At 58.3% G+C, this 16,230-nt stretch carries 12 protein-coding genes and 1 pseudogene; 5 read left to right on the forward strand and 8 right to left on the reverse strand.

What is annotated here, in order from left to right:
• Nucleotides 1-298 precede the first annotated feature (298 nt).
• From J6497_RS07725 to J6497_RS07745, 5 genes are all read right to left on the reverse strand, one after another.
• Nucleotides 299-2,347, reverse strand: a complete 2,049-nt coding sequence (locus J6497_RS07725; protein ID WP_225703658.1) for a tetratricopeptide repeat protein — start codon at nucleotides 2,345-2,347, stop codon at nucleotides 299-301.
• Nucleotides 2,344-3,693 carry an HlyD family type I secretion periplasmic adaptor subunit gene (locus J6497_RS07730; protein WP_225703659.1) on the reverse strand — a complete coding sequence of 450 codons (1,350 nt, stop codon included), beginning with the start codon at nucleotides 3,691-3,693 and terminating at the stop codon, nucleotides 2,344-2,346. Before J6497_RS07730 ends, J6497_RS07725 begins: the two co-directional genes overlap by 4 nt.
• Entirely contained in the window at nucleotides 3,683-5,920 is a 2,238-nt protein-coding gene (locus tag J6497_RS07735) for a peptidase domain-containing ABC transporter (protein ID WP_225703660.1), read from the reverse strand. Before J6497_RS07735 ends, J6497_RS07730 begins: the two co-directional genes overlap by 11 nt.
• Before the next feature lie 204 nt (nucleotides 5,921-6,124).
• Nucleotides 6,125-6,739 carry a class I SAM-dependent methyltransferase gene (locus J6497_RS07740; protein WP_225703661.1) on the reverse strand — a complete coding sequence of 205 codons (615 nt, stop codon included), beginning with the start codon at nucleotides 6,737-6,739 and terminating at the stop codon, nucleotides 6,125-6,127.
• Between the two features lie 204 nt (nucleotides 6,740-6,943).
• Nucleotides 6,944-7,900, reverse strand: a complete 957-nt coding sequence (locus J6497_RS07745; RefSeq protein WP_225703662.1) for a calcium-binding protein — start codon at nucleotides 7,898-7,900, stop codon at nucleotides 6,944-6,946.
• 511 nt (nucleotides 7,901-8,411) lie between these two features.
• On the opposite strand from J6497_RS07745, the gene J6497_RS07750 reads away from it, so the two are divergent.
• Nucleotides 8,412-9,053 (forward strand): nucleotide-binding protein, encoded by a 642-nt coding sequence (locus J6497_RS07750; RefSeq protein ID WP_225703663.1) that lies wholly within the window; start codon nucleotides 8,412-8,414, stop codon nucleotides 9,051-9,053.
• Nucleotides 9,054-9,322: 269 nt separating this feature from the next.
• On the opposite strand, the gene J6497_RS07755 is transcribed toward J6497_RS07750, so the two are convergent.
• On the reverse strand, nucleotides 9,323-9,682 hold the full coding sequence (locus tag J6497_RS07755; protein ID WP_225703664.1) for a helix-turn-helix domain-containing protein: 360 nt from the start codon (nucleotides 9,680-9,682) through the stop codon (nucleotides 9,323-9,325).
• 1,693 nt (nucleotides 9,683-11,375) lie between these two features.
• On the opposite strand from J6497_RS07755, the gene J6497_RS07760 reads away from it, so the two are divergent.
• On the forward strand, nucleotides 11,376-11,741 hold the full coding sequence (locus J6497_RS07760; RefSeq protein WP_225703665.1) for a VanZ family protein: 366 nt from the start codon (nucleotides 11,376-11,378) through the stop codon (nucleotides 11,739-11,741).
• On the opposite strand, the gene J6497_RS07765 is transcribed toward J6497_RS07760, so the two are convergent.
• Nucleotides 11,738-12,367: an acyltransferase gene (locus tag J6497_RS07765; RefSeq protein WP_225703666.1), complete on the reverse strand. Its 630-nt coding sequence runs from the start codon at nucleotides 12,365-12,367 to the stop codon at nucleotides 11,738-11,740. The genes J6497_RS07760 and J6497_RS07765 overlap by 4 nt on opposite strands.
• 511 nt (nucleotides 12,368-12,878) lie before the next feature.
• Here J6497_RS07765 and J6497_RS07770 point away from each other — a divergent pair.
• The 3 genes and pseudogenes from J6497_RS07770 to J6497_RS07780 form a co-directional block, all read left to right on the forward strand.
• Nucleotides 12,879-13,733 (forward strand): hypothetical protein, encoded by an 855-nt coding sequence (locus J6497_RS07770; protein ID WP_225703667.1) that lies wholly within the window; start codon nucleotides 12,879-12,881, stop codon nucleotides 13,731-13,733.
• On the forward strand, nucleotides 13,711-14,205 hold the full coding sequence (locus tag J6497_RS07775) for a hypothetical protein (protein WP_225703668.1): 495 nt from the start codon (nucleotides 13,711-13,713) through the stop codon (nucleotides 14,203-14,205). Before J6497_RS07770 ends, J6497_RS07775 begins: the two co-directional genes overlap by 23 nt.
• 413 nt (nucleotides 14,206-14,618) lie before the next feature.
• Nucleotides 14,619-14,884 (forward strand): annotated as a pseudogene (locus J6497_RS07780) (transposase domain-containing protein); the annotation flags it as partial.
• A 29-nt stretch (nucleotides 14,885-14,913) separates the two neighbouring features.
• On the opposite strand, the gene J6497_RS07785 reads toward J6497_RS07780, so the two are convergent.
• On the reverse strand, nucleotides 14,914-16,230 hold the full coding sequence (locus tag J6497_RS07785; RefSeq protein WP_225703756.1) for an HlyD family type I secretion periplasmic adaptor subunit: 1,317 nt from the start codon (nucleotides 16,228-16,230) through the stop codon (nucleotides 14,914-14,916).

The following is a 16,230-nucleotide window of genomic DNA, read 5'->3' on the forward strand; positions in this document are numbered from 1 at the left end:
TCTCCTTGGCGGCCGCGCCGTTGGTCTTTGCAGCGTTTGGCTCTCCCTTGGGTTGAGGCCTTGCGGTCGCGCCGCGCCTCGTCCGAGGTTCCTTTTGACCGGCGTCGCGCGCGAGCTTCGAAAGAAAATCAGCCATCGTCACACATTCACTTCAGCGTTGGGGACTCTACTTCGCAAGCGCAAGATTAGCGGACTCTTTCTGTCTTCGATATGAAGGCAAGCTTGAGTTGTGCTCAAATTGTTGCTGTTGCTTGCCTCCTTTCGCATCTTTCCGCTCCAGAACGCACAATGTCATTCTTCATCGCTCAGCATCCACCAGCGTCAGGCCGATCGCCCTCAAACGGCTCACTGCGCCTTCATTTTTCTGTCGCGCCGCTTGTTGATACCAATGCACTGCCATGTGCCTGTCTTCCGCAACACCGGCGCCCGACATCAGTGCGTCTCCCAGCGCTAACTGCGCTTCCGCCATACCCCGCTCTGCCGCTTTCTGAAACCATTCGGCCGCCTTCTTCGGATCTGCTTCGCGGCCCTGCCCTCTTCCGAGCATCACGGCGAGATTGTACTGGGCAACCGTGTGTCCCTGCTGCGCGGCGGCCTCGTACCAGCTCACACCCTGAGCGACATCCTGGTCGATGCCATTGCCTGTGCAATACATGACGGCAAGCTGAAACTGCGCGGCAGCATTGCCAGCGCGCGCGGCCGCGGCCATCCAGGACGCTGCGGCTCGCGCATCGCTCACGCCGCTCTTCGGATCGGCATATAGAAGTGCGAGGGTGTATTGGGCTTCGACATGCCCTGCCTCAGCCGCACGCGTGAACCATGGGATGGCGCCTTGAACATTCGCAACTCCGCCGAACTTTCCCATTTGCAGCGCGCCGAGTTGGAATGCTGCCGGCGCGTAACCCGCGCCGGCAGCTTCGGTCAACAACGACTGCACCTGAGCAAGGCGGTCCGCCGAACCATCGTGATGAAGGAGGAAAAGCGCGTAAGCGGTCTTGGCGTCGGGGTCTCCGCCGACAGCGGCCTTGCTCAGCCATTCTCCCGCGAGCTTTTGATCGCGCGGAACGCCATTGCCTGCGGAATAGAGCCTGCCAAGCTGTACCTGCGCGGCACTGATGCCGCCCTCCGAAGCACGCTCAAACCACTTGATCGCGGTTTCCACATTGCGTTCGACCCCGGAGCCGTTGAGATAGAAGATCGCGATATTGAACGCCGCCGTAGCGTGACCATTCTCGGCCGCACGCTCGAACCACTTTGCGGCTTGACGGATGTTCGGAGAAACACCTGTTCCGGTCGCATAGAAGCGACCAATGAAGAACTGCGCCTGCACGTCGCCGCGCTCGGCGGCCTTCTCGTACCAAGTCGCCGCTTCCCGCAGATCCGGCTCGGCACCTGCCCCGTGTGAATAGAACTCCGCCAACGCCTGGATCGCCGGAAGGTAGTCCTTGCGCGCCGCCTTGCGCAACGCGGTTTCGGCTAGGTCGATATCTCTGGCGATCCCCGTGCCGTTCAGGCGCAACAGACCGATGTTGTAGAGCGCAATCGCATCGTCATGCTTGGCCGCGCTCTGGAACAGGCGCGCCGCCTCGGCAGGAGCCTCGGGCATCCCTGCTCCCTTCAGGTTCATGAAGGCAAGTGCAACCTGCGCCCTCACATGGTCCTGATCGGCGGCCTTCCGATACCAGATCGCTGCCTGCTCGAAATCTGCGTGGACGCCTCGGCCCTGATAGTAGACATCGCCGAGCGCGAATTCGGCCGGCACACACTTCTGCTCGGCCGCGGCCCGATACCATCCGAGCGCCGCCTGGAGGTCCTTCGTACAACCCACCCCCTCGTTGTACATGTTGCCGAGAACCGTCTGCGCCTCGGCTTTCCCGCCTTCCGCTGCGGCCGATATCCAGCGAAAAGCGGCCTCGACGTCTTTCGCGACGCTCGTTCCATGCGGGAATATCAAATCTTGCACGTTTGATGCCCCGTCGCCCGATCGAGCGGCGGAGGACTGGTACCATGTTTCATGCCTGTAAGGACCGAGTACGGGGTTGACTCCGTACAGAAAAATCAGGCCGAGCTGAAATTGCGCTTCGACGTTGCCGAGCTGGGCCGCCTGCTCGTACCAAATGGCGGTATCAGGGACGCTTCTCACGACCCCCTCGCCCTTCGCATAAAGAAGTCCGATCCGATAGCTTGCTTCGGCCTCACCGTCCTGCGCCGCGAGCTTCCAGTGCTTGAGCGCCTCAAGATATTGGCCGTTCTCGTATGCAGCCTTTCCGCGCTCAAATGGTGCTTCCTGAGAGAACGCGGAAGCCGGTCGAATCCACTGAAAGAGCGATCGCGCCGACAGTGTCATGGCTCGCGCATGGCCTCTCGAATGCCCTTGAGCATCCCGCCGAGCAGATACATCGCGACCGATCGGGTGCCGACATTGACGTCCCCCTGAAGGGTCATTCCGGGAATCAGTCGGAAATTGGCCGGCACGTCCTTGAAATTAGCGGAGTCCACCGAGCATCGTGCCTTGTAGTAGGTGTAGTCGAGCGGTTTACCGTCCTCATCTGTCGTAAATGCCCCCTCGCTGAGCCAGCGCACCTTGCCTTCAGCCGTGCCGTGCTCCGCCGCATTAAAGGCATCGATCTTCATGGTGCAGGCATCTCCAGCCCGGATGAAGCCGATATCCCGCGACGTGATCCTGATTTCCGCTTCAAGCTTGATGTCGACGGGCATGAGTGTGATGAAGGGATCACCGGGCTTGAGGACTGAGCCGACCGAAAGCCTTGCGATGGTCAGCACCACGGAGGGTTCAGCCGCGGTCCAGCGGACGAGATCCTGGTGCTTCTCCGCCTTCTCATAGGCCGATCTCGCGTCGTCGAGCTTGTTGCGCGTCGTAACCAGATCCTGACTCAATTGCGCGAACCACTGCTGCTTGAAGGCGTCGCGATCGGCGATCAACGATCCCAGCGTATTTTTGGCCTCGATCAGGCTGTTGTGCGTATTCTCCAACGTCCGCAGCAATTCCAGCCGAGTGTCCTGGGAGATGTACATGTTGAGCTGCGAGCCCGTGCCGTGCTCGGCAAGAGTCGTGCGCATCGCCTCGATCTTCTGCAGAACCTCGTCGCGCTGCCGGTACCTGGCATCATCGCCGCGAAGCTTTTCGATCGTCGCCTGGGTCTGCTTGATCTTCGATTCGAAACTGTTGAGCTGGGCAGTATATTGCGCCATCCGCTGATCATAGAGCGCCTTCTGCAGCGCCGCGTATTTCTGGAAGTCAGGGTCTGGCTTGTCGGCGAACGCAAGCGGCTGCTGCTTCAGCTCGGCCTCATCGCGCGCCACCTGCGTCTCAAGGCTCGCGAGCTGCAATTTCGCCTGCGTCAGATCAGCGGAGGTGAAGGTTGCATCGAGCGTCGCGAGCAGCTGTCCCGGCTGCACCTGTTCGCCTTCCCGCACGTCAATCGTCTTGATGATCGAAGGATCCAGCGCCTGCAGAACGCTGATCTGGCCGGCCGGCACGATCTTCCCGGTGACGCTGGTGATGACCCGATCGACTCGCGTAAGGCACAAGATAGCGACGATGGCAACGACGAAGGCGGAGAGCACAAACAAGGTCGCTCGCGCAACCAGCGGCTCGGCCTCCTCTCGGATCGCGTCGGTCTCCGATTGGAATTGGCGAACGGTGGCAAGCGAAGCTTGATTAGGAGACAAGGGTCGGACTCCGGAAGTTCGGCCTGTCGTTGCGGTTCGCCGGCGCCAAATGCGTGTTTTGCTGGTACCACAGCGAACTGTAGATATCATTGCGCTCCAGCAGTTCCTCGTGCCGCCCGATGTCGTCGACCAAGCCCCGATCGAGCACGAGAATGGCATCCGCCCTCGTTAGCGACGACAGCCGATGCGAGATGATGATCAGCGTTCGGCCATTCGCGATTCGCGAAATGTTGGCGTTCACGATCGCTTCGCTGTCGGCGTCGAGCGCGCTGGTCGCTTCATCAAGAATCAGGATCGGCGGGTTGACGATCAGCGCACGTGCGATGGCAAGCCGCTGCCGCTGCCCTCCGGAGAGATTGGGAGAACCTTCATAGACGTAGGTCTCGTAGCCGCGGGGTAGCTTGTCGATGAACTCCTCTGCGCCCGCGAGCCTCGCCGCCTTGACGACGTCGTCAAACGTAGCATCCGGCTTGGCCGCCGAGATGTTCTCCCGGATCGTGCCGCTGAACAGGAAATTTTCCTGCAGCACGACACCGACGTTACGGCGCAGATGATCGACATCGTATTCGCGAACATCGATCCCGTCGATTTTGATCAATCCGTCATAGTCCGAATGCAGTCGCTGCAACAATCGCGTGATCGTGGTCTTGCCCGATCCGCTCTTGCCCATCACGCCAAGCGCGGTTCCTTTGGGTACCTCGAACGAAATGCGGTTCAGCGCCGGCGAGACTGCGCCCTTGTATTTGAACGTGACGCCGGAAAACTCCACGTTGCCTTCAAGGGGCGAGCGGACGCCGTGCCCCGAGCGCCCTTCCTCGGCTGGCTGGTTGACGAGATTGCCGACAACAGCGACCGCACTTCGCGCCTCGTCGTACTGGTTAATGAGCTGCGCCATCTGCATCAGCGGACCGGAGACGCGCTGCGACAACATCAGAAAAGCAAACAGCGCGCCGACGTAGACGGGATCATTGCTTACCAGGGCGAGATAGGCGCCGAGCGCGTACGAACCGCTCACCGCCAGCCGCTCCAGCGGGCGCACGGCCACCTGGATCGCGTTTCCGGTCATCCCTTCCGCAAGCCGGGCCTTGGCGACGCGCGCGACCAGCACGTCCCACATATGGCGCTGCCGCGCATCGAGGGCAAGCGACTTCACCGTCCGGATACCATTGAGCGTCTGAACCAGAAATGCGCCCTGCGCGCCTTCCGCTGCAAGGACGGCAGACGAGGCCTTGCGGTAGGTCGGCAGCATCAAGATAAGCCATGCGACGATCAGTCCCGAGAATGCCAACACCGTCAAAGTCATGATTGGACTGAAGAAGAACATGACAGGCAGGAAGAAGATCAGTGTCGTTGAATCCAGAATCGTGCCGAACAGTTGACCCATCAGGAAGGAGCGGATGCGAAACACTTCACGGACGTCGCGTGCCACCAAACCGACAGCGGTCTGCTCGAAATAGTCAATGGGAAGGTTGAGAACCTTTTCGAAGACGTAAGTAGACAGCTTGACGTCAAGCCGGGTGGTCAGGCGATGGACAAGGAATTGCCTCAAGAATGAGAACATCGCCTCGAAGGCGATGATCACCAGCATCGCGAGACAGAGCACATAGAAAGTGTTGTATGCTTGGTAGAAGATCACCTTGTCCGATACCAGGCGCCAGAACATGATCGGGCCCAGGCCCAGAAATCCGAGGATCAACGCGGAGATTGCGACATCCCGAACCATGCGACGCTCGCGAAACAGCAGCGCGGCCACGAGACCGAGACTGAACGGCTGCGTTTCGTCGGAGATTTCATAGTTGCGTTTGACCAGAACGACATCCCCGGACCAGATGTCTTCGAAACGCGGCCGGTCGATCACAAGCAGCGCGTCTTCCGCTGCATTCGGATCACTCAGCACGATGCGCGTGTTGTTGGCGTCTCCATCGACGCGCAACAGCACCATGTGGCTTCCGTTGCGCAAGCGAACGATGGCCGGCAGCGCCTTTTTCAGGTGGGAAAGCCCGTCCCAATCAAGCTTGACGAGCTTCGCCCGCATGCCCGCCCTCACCGCGCAGCGGACGAGCTGATCAGGCGTCACCTCCTGATTGGTCAGCAGGTTATCTTTGATAAGCTGCGTTGAGGTGAGGTGCAGCCCATGCTGTCGAGCCACGATGATCAGACAGCCCAGCGCGGACGGAGGGACCGGATCTGCATCAGTACTATTCTCGGCGATCGCTTGGATGATCATGAAAGCTCAGCCCATGTGTCTGTTACGAACATCAGTTACGATCTTTTACTCACACACCGCTGCACGATCGGCGATGCCCGGATGTTAGCACCAACATATATACAACAAAAACGACAGGAACACTAACATTTAGGGTGATGGCAATCACTCGGGGCTATTGACAGCAGGTTGCGTCGGCGCCCGGAGCGACACTATGACGAGCGTCTAGGCCGACGCCTCCTGAAAATTAAAGCCCGTTTCCAACAAAGCCCTCTGGATGCCTTCGCTATCGGCCTCGGGCATCAGCGCGAGCGCGCAGACCTCGAAGTTCTCCGTCGTTATCGACACGGTCGGAAAGCCCGCCATCAACAACAGGTTGCCGAGGCGCTCGGCCGTAAACCCAGTGCGATGGGCCATATAGACGTGCCCCTCCTCGATCGCGCGCGAATGGCCGTAGAGCATGTCCAGCGGCCTGATCGGACCGGCCGGCGAATTGTAAGCGACCGCGGCAATCCCGTGCTCGACGATGAATTGAGCGACCGATTCAACATCCGGGCTTGTAATCAAGGCGAACCCGTCGGGTTTCAAGACTCGATGGAACTGACGCAGCGTGGGAAAGACTTCGTGCGCGTAGAGATGCTCAAGCACATGCGACGACCAGACTGCATCGAATGATTGCGGCGCAAAGGAATCGCCGAGATCGAGGATTGAGCCGAGAACATCCGGTTTCACTTCCGGATCGATGTCGAAGCGCACTTCCTCCCAGCCTTGCCCGTCCACCATTCGGGCAATTCGCCGGGCAGGTCCGGGTCCGGAGCCCGCATTGAGCAAGCGCTTCATACTGGCGGACAAATCGGCTCCTGACGTCGCGATTGGGTGCATCGGGCGCGGGTGAGGACAAGACGAATTTCGAACGTAAACTACCATCACCTTATCGATGTGGCCTCACAAAGGCGTAAATCGCGTCTCAAGCCATCTGCAGATCACAAAAGCAAAAGCCCCGCGGGAGCGGGGCTTTCACCAATGTAGCGTCCAGCAGCCGAATTAGAGCTTCGGCAGAGTGACGACCTGGTCGGTGAAGTGGAGATCTTCGACTCCGCTGACCGCAACCGTCTGGTTGTCACTGAAATGGAGTGTGTAAGTTGACGTACTCGCGTCGACGTCAATCTTGGTGACATCAAAGAACGAACGATCCGCAAAGGTGGCGGTGTCATTGCCACTGCCGCCAATAATCGTGTCGTTGCCGGTATGCGACTGGATGTGGAAGCTATCATTGCCACTCCCACCCTGCAGCGTCGAGTTCGCGCCCGCACCGCCGTCGGAGAGCCAGAGTTGGTCGTTGCCGGCACCGCCATCCAGAACGTCGCCCTGCACACCGACCAGCGTGTCGTTGCCGCTGCCACCCGAAAGTGTGCTGTGTCCCGACGTGGCGTCCCTGAGCAAGTCGTTGCCATCGCCGCCAACGAGCGATTGAGCACCCGTACCCGCCGTCAGGCGGTCGTTTCCGTCGCCGCCGTCCAACGTGTCATTGCCGGTGCCACCAAAGATGCTGTCGTTGCCAGCCCCGCCGACCAGCGAACTATCACCGTGTCCGCCCTGGATCAGGTCGCTACCGCCACCGCCATAGACCGTGTCGTCGCCGCTGTCGAACAGGTTGATGGTGTCGGCACCCTTGCCCGCCGCAACGAACACGTCATTATCGCCGCCATTTACGTTGAGCCTGGCGCTATTGTCATCGAGGATAATCGCCTTCAGATTGGGATTGGTCTCGACGCTCGTGGAGTTGGACACGTCCAGGATCTGGACGGTGGGCGGGACCGCCCCACCGGGAAATGGTCCTGATTGAAACCATCCCCTCGTGCCATCCTCCCCGCCATCATTGAACACACCGCTCTGCTCCAGCGAGTCGATCAATGCCGATCTGACACTCGCCTCGATGTTGTTACCGCTGTGGTGGAGAAATTGACCCAGCTCAGTCTTCGTCAAGTAGGTAACGGCCATGGTACCCTCTAGCAAGATTTCAAGATTTCACCGATCAGCTGACACGCCGGTCAGCGCCAATGTGCTGCAAGGTTGAAGGTGCTACAACTACAACGAGAGCGAAGAGGTCAGCTCGACCGACACAACCGCATTCAATGTTAACGTGCATCGCGTCTTTTGTTAAGCCATTGTTAGTCGCGCTGCACAATCAGAGTCAAGGACTAAATTCACGCGCGATTAACTCAGATTTGAACTCAATGTCACGCCATTGTTAATCGCCGTGCCGGCGTCGTCGCACTCGCCTCAACTGCCGCTTCTTTGGGCGATTTCAGCGCGATTTGCAGCCAAAACTATTCGAAATTCGCGGATGAGGCATGCAGCAGAATCAGGCAAGCGATCGAACGTCCCAGGAGGCGTGATGAAGGGAGCCAATTGTAGAGATGCGTTAGGTAATGGTATGAGTAACCGGCTGATTTTACTTCAAAATGTGAGGATTTGTTAGTGTGGCGCCGTGTGGAACTGTCCTAGACCAATGCGGAGGACCATTACTGTTACCCAGCGAAAAGGTGGGGTTGGCAAGACCACGATTGCGGTCTGTATCGCAGCCGAGCTGGCGCGCCGCGGTCATGACGTCGCTCTGGTCGACAGCGATCCGCAACGCTCCGCATCGCAGTGGGCTGAGCCAGGCAATCTGGAATTCCCCGTTTACGAAATGGCCCTGGAGGGCACCTCGGTATCCGCCTGGGCTCAGGAGGTGCGAAATATCCGGGCCAGTCTCGTGGTGATCGACACCGCCCCGAACGCGCGTGAAATGGGCGCGTCGATCGCCCTCGCAAACCTGATTCTGGTCCCCTGCACCCCTTCCGGACTTGACCTCGACGCGACCGCACAAACGCTTGCCATCATCGATGCGGCACGCGAGCGCCGGCGCGATGCGATCAAGGTCATTCTGGTTCCAAACCGGCTCGATCGCCGCACCCTCGAGGGCCGACAACTGGTCGAGGAGTTGAGCGAGTTCGGTGAGATCGTCGCGCCTCCCATCTCCAGTCGCTCGGCGTTCGTCCGCTCCTTTACAAACGGTCAATCGGTCGCGAGCTTCATGCCCGGCGACGCAGCGGATCAGGAAATCCAGCAGCTCGCAGATGCGATAGAAAGGGCTGTTGGGAAAGACTAGCGTGATCTCCAACCAAAGCCGACGGTCGCGCGATGTCTACGAAGCGCGTCTGCGGCATACACCGGCCATCCTGAGCGAGTTTGTTCGCAGTCCTAAGCGTTCGGATGAGCGCAACATCCGACGGCGGTCCCCGCGCCGGGATCGCAACAAAGCTCCGCCGTGCAGACAAACACCCTTGCCGTCGGAATCTTTGCCTTGGAGTCTACGATTCTCGCCAGCGAACCACTAAGCCACCCGCGGTCACGAAGGCTCAACAGCGCTTGATCAAATCAGGCCTTACGCGCTTGGCTAACGGGAAAGGCCTCAGCCGAAGCTTCTTCGAGCCGCATCTTCTCCAACAGTAGGTCTGTGACGATCTTCCGCAGCCGCTGGTTCTCGAGCGTGAGTTCCTCCAGCACACGACGCATTTCATCCATCGATGGCGAGTTGGTTGGCACCTTCCCATCACCCGCAGGATCGGACGGAACGATCGCATCAGACTTGCGCAGAGGCAATTTCCGCCAACGATGAAGCGTCATGACGCTTACCCCGAGCGCCTTGCAAATCTCCACTTGGGAATTGCCCGCTCGGGCAAGCTCGTCTGCTCGAACGAGCTTCAACAGGATCTCCTCGTGAGAGTGCTTCTTCATCTTTCCGCCTAAATGCGCTCGGGCCGACAGCTAGCGGCCGGATCCGCCACCCGACTCAGCCGAAGACTCAACCCGAGCAGCATCACAATTATCATAAATACGTACATTCAGAAACGAGACGCGAAACACCGGAGGTATCGCCAACGCCCATGTTCCAGATAGAGTGTTAGTCATCATTCGTGCAAGCTAGCCGTTCGTGTTAGATGCGGTGCAACCTGATTTTCCCAGCCGCTACCGCATATCAATTCGATCTCGCCCGCTCGCTGCGCGTTAAACTTACCGCTATCACGGTCATCGTGATCCCGCCTCCTAATCATTGCTGGACATCATTGGCGCTCCACGGAGGGCGCCTCAACAACGCTAACTTCGATCGCATCAATTCGACACAGTCGAACCGCTCATATCCGATTGGGCTGCGAGGTCAATTGAGCGGTCCGCGCATTCAAGCGGTTTCTTCTAAAGGCAACGAACAAATGGTTTCGTCCGACTGTGCCGAGATCAGAATACCGCAGCGCGAGGCTCAAAACTATCTCGGCCCATGACCCTGCGTTGGAATTCTCGAGCTCACATAATTCGTGAAGTACGAGCTATCTTAACTGTACAATACAGTAGTCAGGGTGGAACCACGGGTCAACCCCGAATGGATTTCCACCAGAAAACAACATTACTGAGAGCATGAGGTTTCACATTTTTCCTCTTAACACACCCGTCATGGGCCTGAGCACTGCTATGTGATGGGACTCGTTAACAAAGGTCCACAGCCTTTCGTGATCTTCCTGTCCGAGCCAGATGGAGGCTTGGCGGACGCTCACTCGCGCTTGAGCGGGCCCCTCTCTCGACCTCGAGCTCGATTTCCGGTGCGGAGGTCATGTCGAACTCGGCGCGCTTAACCGTCATCGCGCAGTGAGCATCATCATCGATGATGCTGGCCGCTTGCCGTACCTTGCAACTTTCGATCGGGGGCCATGGGCGGTGGCCGGCGAGGCGCGCAATTATTTACTTTTAAATCACATCTGATTTAAATATATCTAATTACCTTAGAGCAAGCAGCCCAGTCTGCAGGGTAGGCGGGTTCTGGCATTAAGGAGGTTCCACCCCGGGAGTTGGTGCAGCACAACCAAGCACAGTAGGAGAGAACGGTGTTCCAGCACAGTATCTGCCATCTGCGTACCGGCGTCAGGGCCGGAGCTTCCGCCTGGACCGAGATGATGCCGCCAGGTTTGATTGAGCCGTGGAAGCCCCTGCACGATGGCTTGACGTCCGAGATCGACGACGAAGGCGAGGCCAAGACACTCCCATGCCTCTTGGGGCGTGGATCGTGGCCGGTCCGGCATCGATTGACCCCATGATTACAGCGGCGGAAACGACCGCACCGCCGCCTCACCGGACGCGCGAGGCGGATGCACATATTGGATCTTTGCGCTGCCCGTCCGTCGATTTCACCGCAGCTGCGACACTGAGGAAATGGCCTTCAATTGGGAATGAGCGGGCAAAGGGAATGCGCTCGTCTGAGCCTTATCTCTTGTTTGAGGGCTCTCTGGATGCATGCATCCAGGCATTCCTGGCGAAGCCTGCGCACCAACGCCATCTTTACGAGATACGCACTGAGCCGCAAACGCAACTTGTGACGGCTGTATTGTCCGCCGAACAAATCGTCGAAATCGCTCGCCTCCGGGATTTTCTGTAAGAGCCAATGCCCCTCACGCCTCAGAAACTCGCCGCGGTCGCCGCCTGGGTGCTGCTGTGCTTTCTTGCCTATGCCTCGGTGTCGCCAATCGGCGCGAGGCCAACGCTCCCTGCCTCAACGAGCCTCGAACATATTGCCGCATTTGCGACCGTCGGCCTCCTCTTCCACCTGGCCTATCCACGCCACGCCATGTTTGTGTGGTTCATCGTCATAGGCAGCGCCGTGCTCCTTGAACTCATGCAGTTCGTGACGATAGATCGCCATGCGCGAGTGGTTGACGCCGTCGAAAAGATGGCGGGCGGCATCATGGGCATCGTTACAGGCCGCTTGGCACTCTATCTCGAGCAAACGCTACGTCGTCGCCAAGTCTAATCGGCAGCGCTGGCAGAAGCACGAGGGGAAGGCCTAACGCCGCGATCGCAGCCGACGTCCCCAGAGGGCGATTCTACGGCCACTCGTACACGGGCGGGACATCCGAATACTTTGGCGCCCGCCGGCACGTCCCGATTGACGAAAGAATTTGCGCCAATGACGGCTCTGTCGCAAACCGTCACACCCATCTGAACGATGGTATTCGGTCCGATATAAACACCATTTCCGATCTTGGTCGGGGCGTAATCGACCGGCTTTTCTCCGAGCGAGATGGAGCGATTGACGGTGTGATGTGTATAGATTTGAACGCCCGCGGATATCGAGCACCAGTCTCCGATTTGCAAACCCCCGCCCGAACCGTCCAGAATGCAGCCGGGTCCGATCCACGTATGCCGGCCGACCCGGACGTCTCCGAGCACGAGCACATTGTCGTACATCGTGGTGCCCTCGCCGAAACCGTACGCGGCTGCGTTATCCCCTCGCTCCGTGAGAAGATCGCCGATCGACACCCTTCGAGAGAATTGAAGCTTCTTGCGCACTGCGAGAATCTGCAGAAAACGCCTGATGAGCCCGAGCCATTCATCGGCGCGCTCTTCGGACATTCCGGAGTTGAGGTCTGGCGACATCTGAAGCCCCTTGCTCAGCCGAACCCTGGGCGGGCTAACTAGTCCCTACGATGGCAGTAGAATTTAATCAATCGTTTTAAATATTTGAATCTGAACTCCCGTTAACGCTCCTTGAATCCGCGCCCGGCCCGATCCCGCCACGGCTTTGACCAGGTACGACAGCGCGGTTCGCGCCGGGCGTCTTGGTGAAGACGTCGGCCGGGCAAGCTGGGGGACAACATGCCGGCGGAGATCAAGTCCCTGAGTACGGAAAACGACCTTCTCGTATGGGGCCAAGAACAACCTTCCCCGCAGGAATATCCTCCTCGAGACCGAATGCCCGAACGGTCGAGGCTGCCTTTCAGCCGGGCGAAGCTGCGCTTGTCGATAATGAAAGCGGTGCCCCTGAAGCCGAAAGTTCCCTCCCGCTTGCCGACACCGAACTCTGCCGGGTTATACCGCGTCCCCGAACTTGCGTTGCCGCACACATTTTCGATGGTCAAATTAAATACACTAGGATATTAAATTAGAAATGACGATTTTAAATGTATTAATCTCGAACCAAATCCGATCGAAAGTGGCGAGCGATCAGTCCCGCGGCGAGTTCTTCGCAGGCCTCTTTGCCCTCGGCTGCATAAGCGGCCTCGCATCACGCGTCCTCCAATCGGCAAACAAACTTGGGTGGACACATGCCTTCTTCGATACGTTCGAGGTAAGTATACTTGTTTGGATATCGTGCGCCGCGGGCGTATACCTCGTTCTTCAAGACCGCACAATCGGGGTTCGTCCTTTTGAACTCGCCATAGGCGCAGTATTTGCCTTTCTGGTCATTCTGCCAATCGGCGCTTTGAGCTGGCTCGCAGTAACGGCGCTGGGCTTCTACGTCATCATCTTCTCGGAGGACCCGTCAGCGCGGCGTGGTGCTTTCATATTAGTGGCAACCACCGTGCCCGTGCTCTGGAGCCGACTACTATTCCAGTTCTTTGCCGATCTGATATTGCGGATTGATGCCTCGCTTGTCGGTTGGTTGTTGAACACTCCCCGGACCGGGGACATCGTTGGATTCGCCGACGGTTCGGGAGTTCTGGTCATCCTGCCCGGTTGTTCTTCGCTCGCCAACATGTCGCTTGCATTTCTCTGCTGGGTTACCGTGAGCCGATTGATCGACCATAAGAGATCTGTCTACGATCTGTTGTGGTGCTTGTTGGCTTGCGCGTCTGTGATCGCGGTGAACGTTATACGCATGAGTGTCATGGGCTTAAGCCAATGGCACTATGAAACATTCCATAGCGAATTGGGAGCTGCTGTTACAAATACGGTCATCATGGGCTTGATCCTGAGTTGCTGCCTGCTAGGGGTAAGGCGTGAATTTTTCCAGCGCATTTAAGGTGACACTTGCTGCCGTGCTCGCCCTGGCCATCGGATGGAAGATCGTGCTCCCGCCTGACTATCAAGGTCATCTAAAGGAAGACCTTGTTGAATTTCTTGAACGCAAAAACTTCGATGTGGTCGCGACCTACGAGACTGGAACGCTAATCATCCGCGCCACTACAGCATTGTGCCAGATGCACGTCGCCAAGCTAACTCCCGATGGATCGAATGCGAATCTCATTCGGCATCTCACCGCAGGAGCGCAACGCTCATTCGTCGTGTTTCGCGGCGAGATGTATACGCAGCAACCAGTAGTCTGGACCGTGCTGGATTATCTTTGGTCCAGATTTCTTCGCGAGCTTCGCCTGACCAGAACCGTTTCGCCGGTCATTAGTGTCGCGGAGAACTCATCTTGCAACGCCGAACGACTTCCGTGGGATGAGCTTCAACGCTCCTCCACGAATCATCGGTCAAAACATGATTCATGACTGCTCTTGGAGCTCCCTTAGGTGTGATGAAACGGCCCCGCTCGTCTAGTCCTCGACCTCCCAAGGGAGCAACTCAACGACTTCGCCGTGGCTGGCTCGGGCCAGCTTCGTAATCAGGAATGGAGCAAGCTTCTCCACTATGTTCTGGCGTTCAAGATCTATCTCTCGACCAATCGCGTCAGAGTACAATCGCAGCACGTGAACCGTCTCACGAGGTATTCGGCAAATGGCTTGACCGGATGGCACGGCTGCGGGGACCAAAAGGGCCCGCCCGTCCCACACCACCTCTCCCCTCAACCAATCGATCATTGAGCCGAACAGTCCTCAAAATTACTACAACTGAAAATTAAATGATAAATATTTTTCACGTATATTCAAGTCAATATTATACGATTAATTACATGGAAATCACAGAACTCGACAACACCGCGGTCGAACGACCAAGCCATGGCATCAAGCTCAGTCGCAAGAATGCATCATTTTGCCAGATCCGACGGCGGTGCCGAACATTGGGCTGGCGTCGCATCCCTGACCGAGACCCGCAAGATCAACGACGTCGATCCGCTCGCTTATCTCACCGACGTCCTGATCAGGAATCGTCAACAGGCATCCAAACCGCGAACTCGACCAGTTCTTCGCTAGGCCTATCGCGGGGCAATCCCTCAAAGCCGCAGCCTGAGAACGACGCTTACGCCCACTTCGCGAATCTCAGCGCTCCTTGAACGCGCGCCCCGCCTGATCGCGCAACGGCTTGACCAGATACGAGAGCGCGGTTCGCGACGGTGTCTTGATGAAGACATCGACCGGCATGCCCGGCACCAGCTTGGCCGATCCAAGTCGTGCAAGCTCTTCCGCCTTGAGCAGGATGCGCGCCGTGTAGTAGCTCGCGCCGGTCCGCTGGTCCTGTGTCAGGTCCGCCGATACCATGCTGACCTCTCCGTCGACCTCAGGCGTCGTCTTCTGATTGAAGGCCGCGAATTGCATGGTCGCGCTCTGGCCGACATACACCTGATCGATATCTCGTGGCGTGATCTTGACTTCAACCGCGAGCGCGTCCGCATCCGGCACGATGAGCATGATCTGCTCACCGGGAGCGATCACACCTCCTACAGTATGAACGGAAAGCTGATGAACGCGGCCGGACTGCGGTGCGCGAATATCGATGCGATTGAGCTGATCCACTGCCGCGGTCTTCCGCTCGGTGAGCTCGGAAAGCTTGGAGCGCGTCTCGATGAGATCCTTCCCAACCTCGGTTCGCAGGTCCTGATCAATTTGGATGATCTGAAGCTCGATTTCGGCGATCTTTCCCTTTGACTGCGCCATCATGCCGCTCAACTGGCTACGCTCACCTTCCAGCCGCGCGGTGTCGCGCTCGAGCGCGATCAGCCGTGTGATGGGCACGAGGTTCTTTTGGAACAGTGTCCGGACGCCCTCAAGTTCCTGGCGGATGTAGTCGACTTCCTTCTGCTTTGCCTCGGCCTGACCGGCATAACCCTTGATCTCATCCTGAAGCTGCGCCTTGCGCTCTCTGAGCTGTGCTTTCTGGCCGCTCCGGGACTCCCGGCGCAGATCGAACAAGGTGCGCTCCGCCGAGATTGCGCGCCCCGCCTCCAGATTGCTGTCCCTCGCCCGTTCAACGAGCGTAGGCGGAAATACAATCTGATCGGCGCCGTCGCGCTCGGCCTCGAGGCGCGCCTGGCGGGCAAGCAGTTCGTCGAAACTCTTGGTGACGATCGTTGCGTTGGCAAGCGTCTGGGTCTCGTCGAGCCGGATCAGAATGTCTCCGGCTTTGACTCGATCACCGTCGCGGACGCGCAGTTCGCCGACAATGCCACCGGTGGCGTGTTGAACCTTCTTCACGCTTGAGTCCACCACGATGACGCCCTGGCCGATCACGGCACCCGACAATTGCGACGTCGCGGCCCAGCCGCCGATGCCGAACGTGACGAAGCCCACCATGAACATGCCGACGATCATGTAGCGCTGGATGGACTGCAGCGCCGGCGTTGCTACCTGGCGATCCAT

Origin of the sequence: Bradyrhizobium cenepequi (assembly GCF_020329485.1) — a bacterium.
GTDB classification, from domain to species: Bacteria; Pseudomonadota; Alphaproteobacteria; order Rhizobiales; family Xanthobacteraceae; genus Bradyrhizobium; species Bradyrhizobium cenepequi.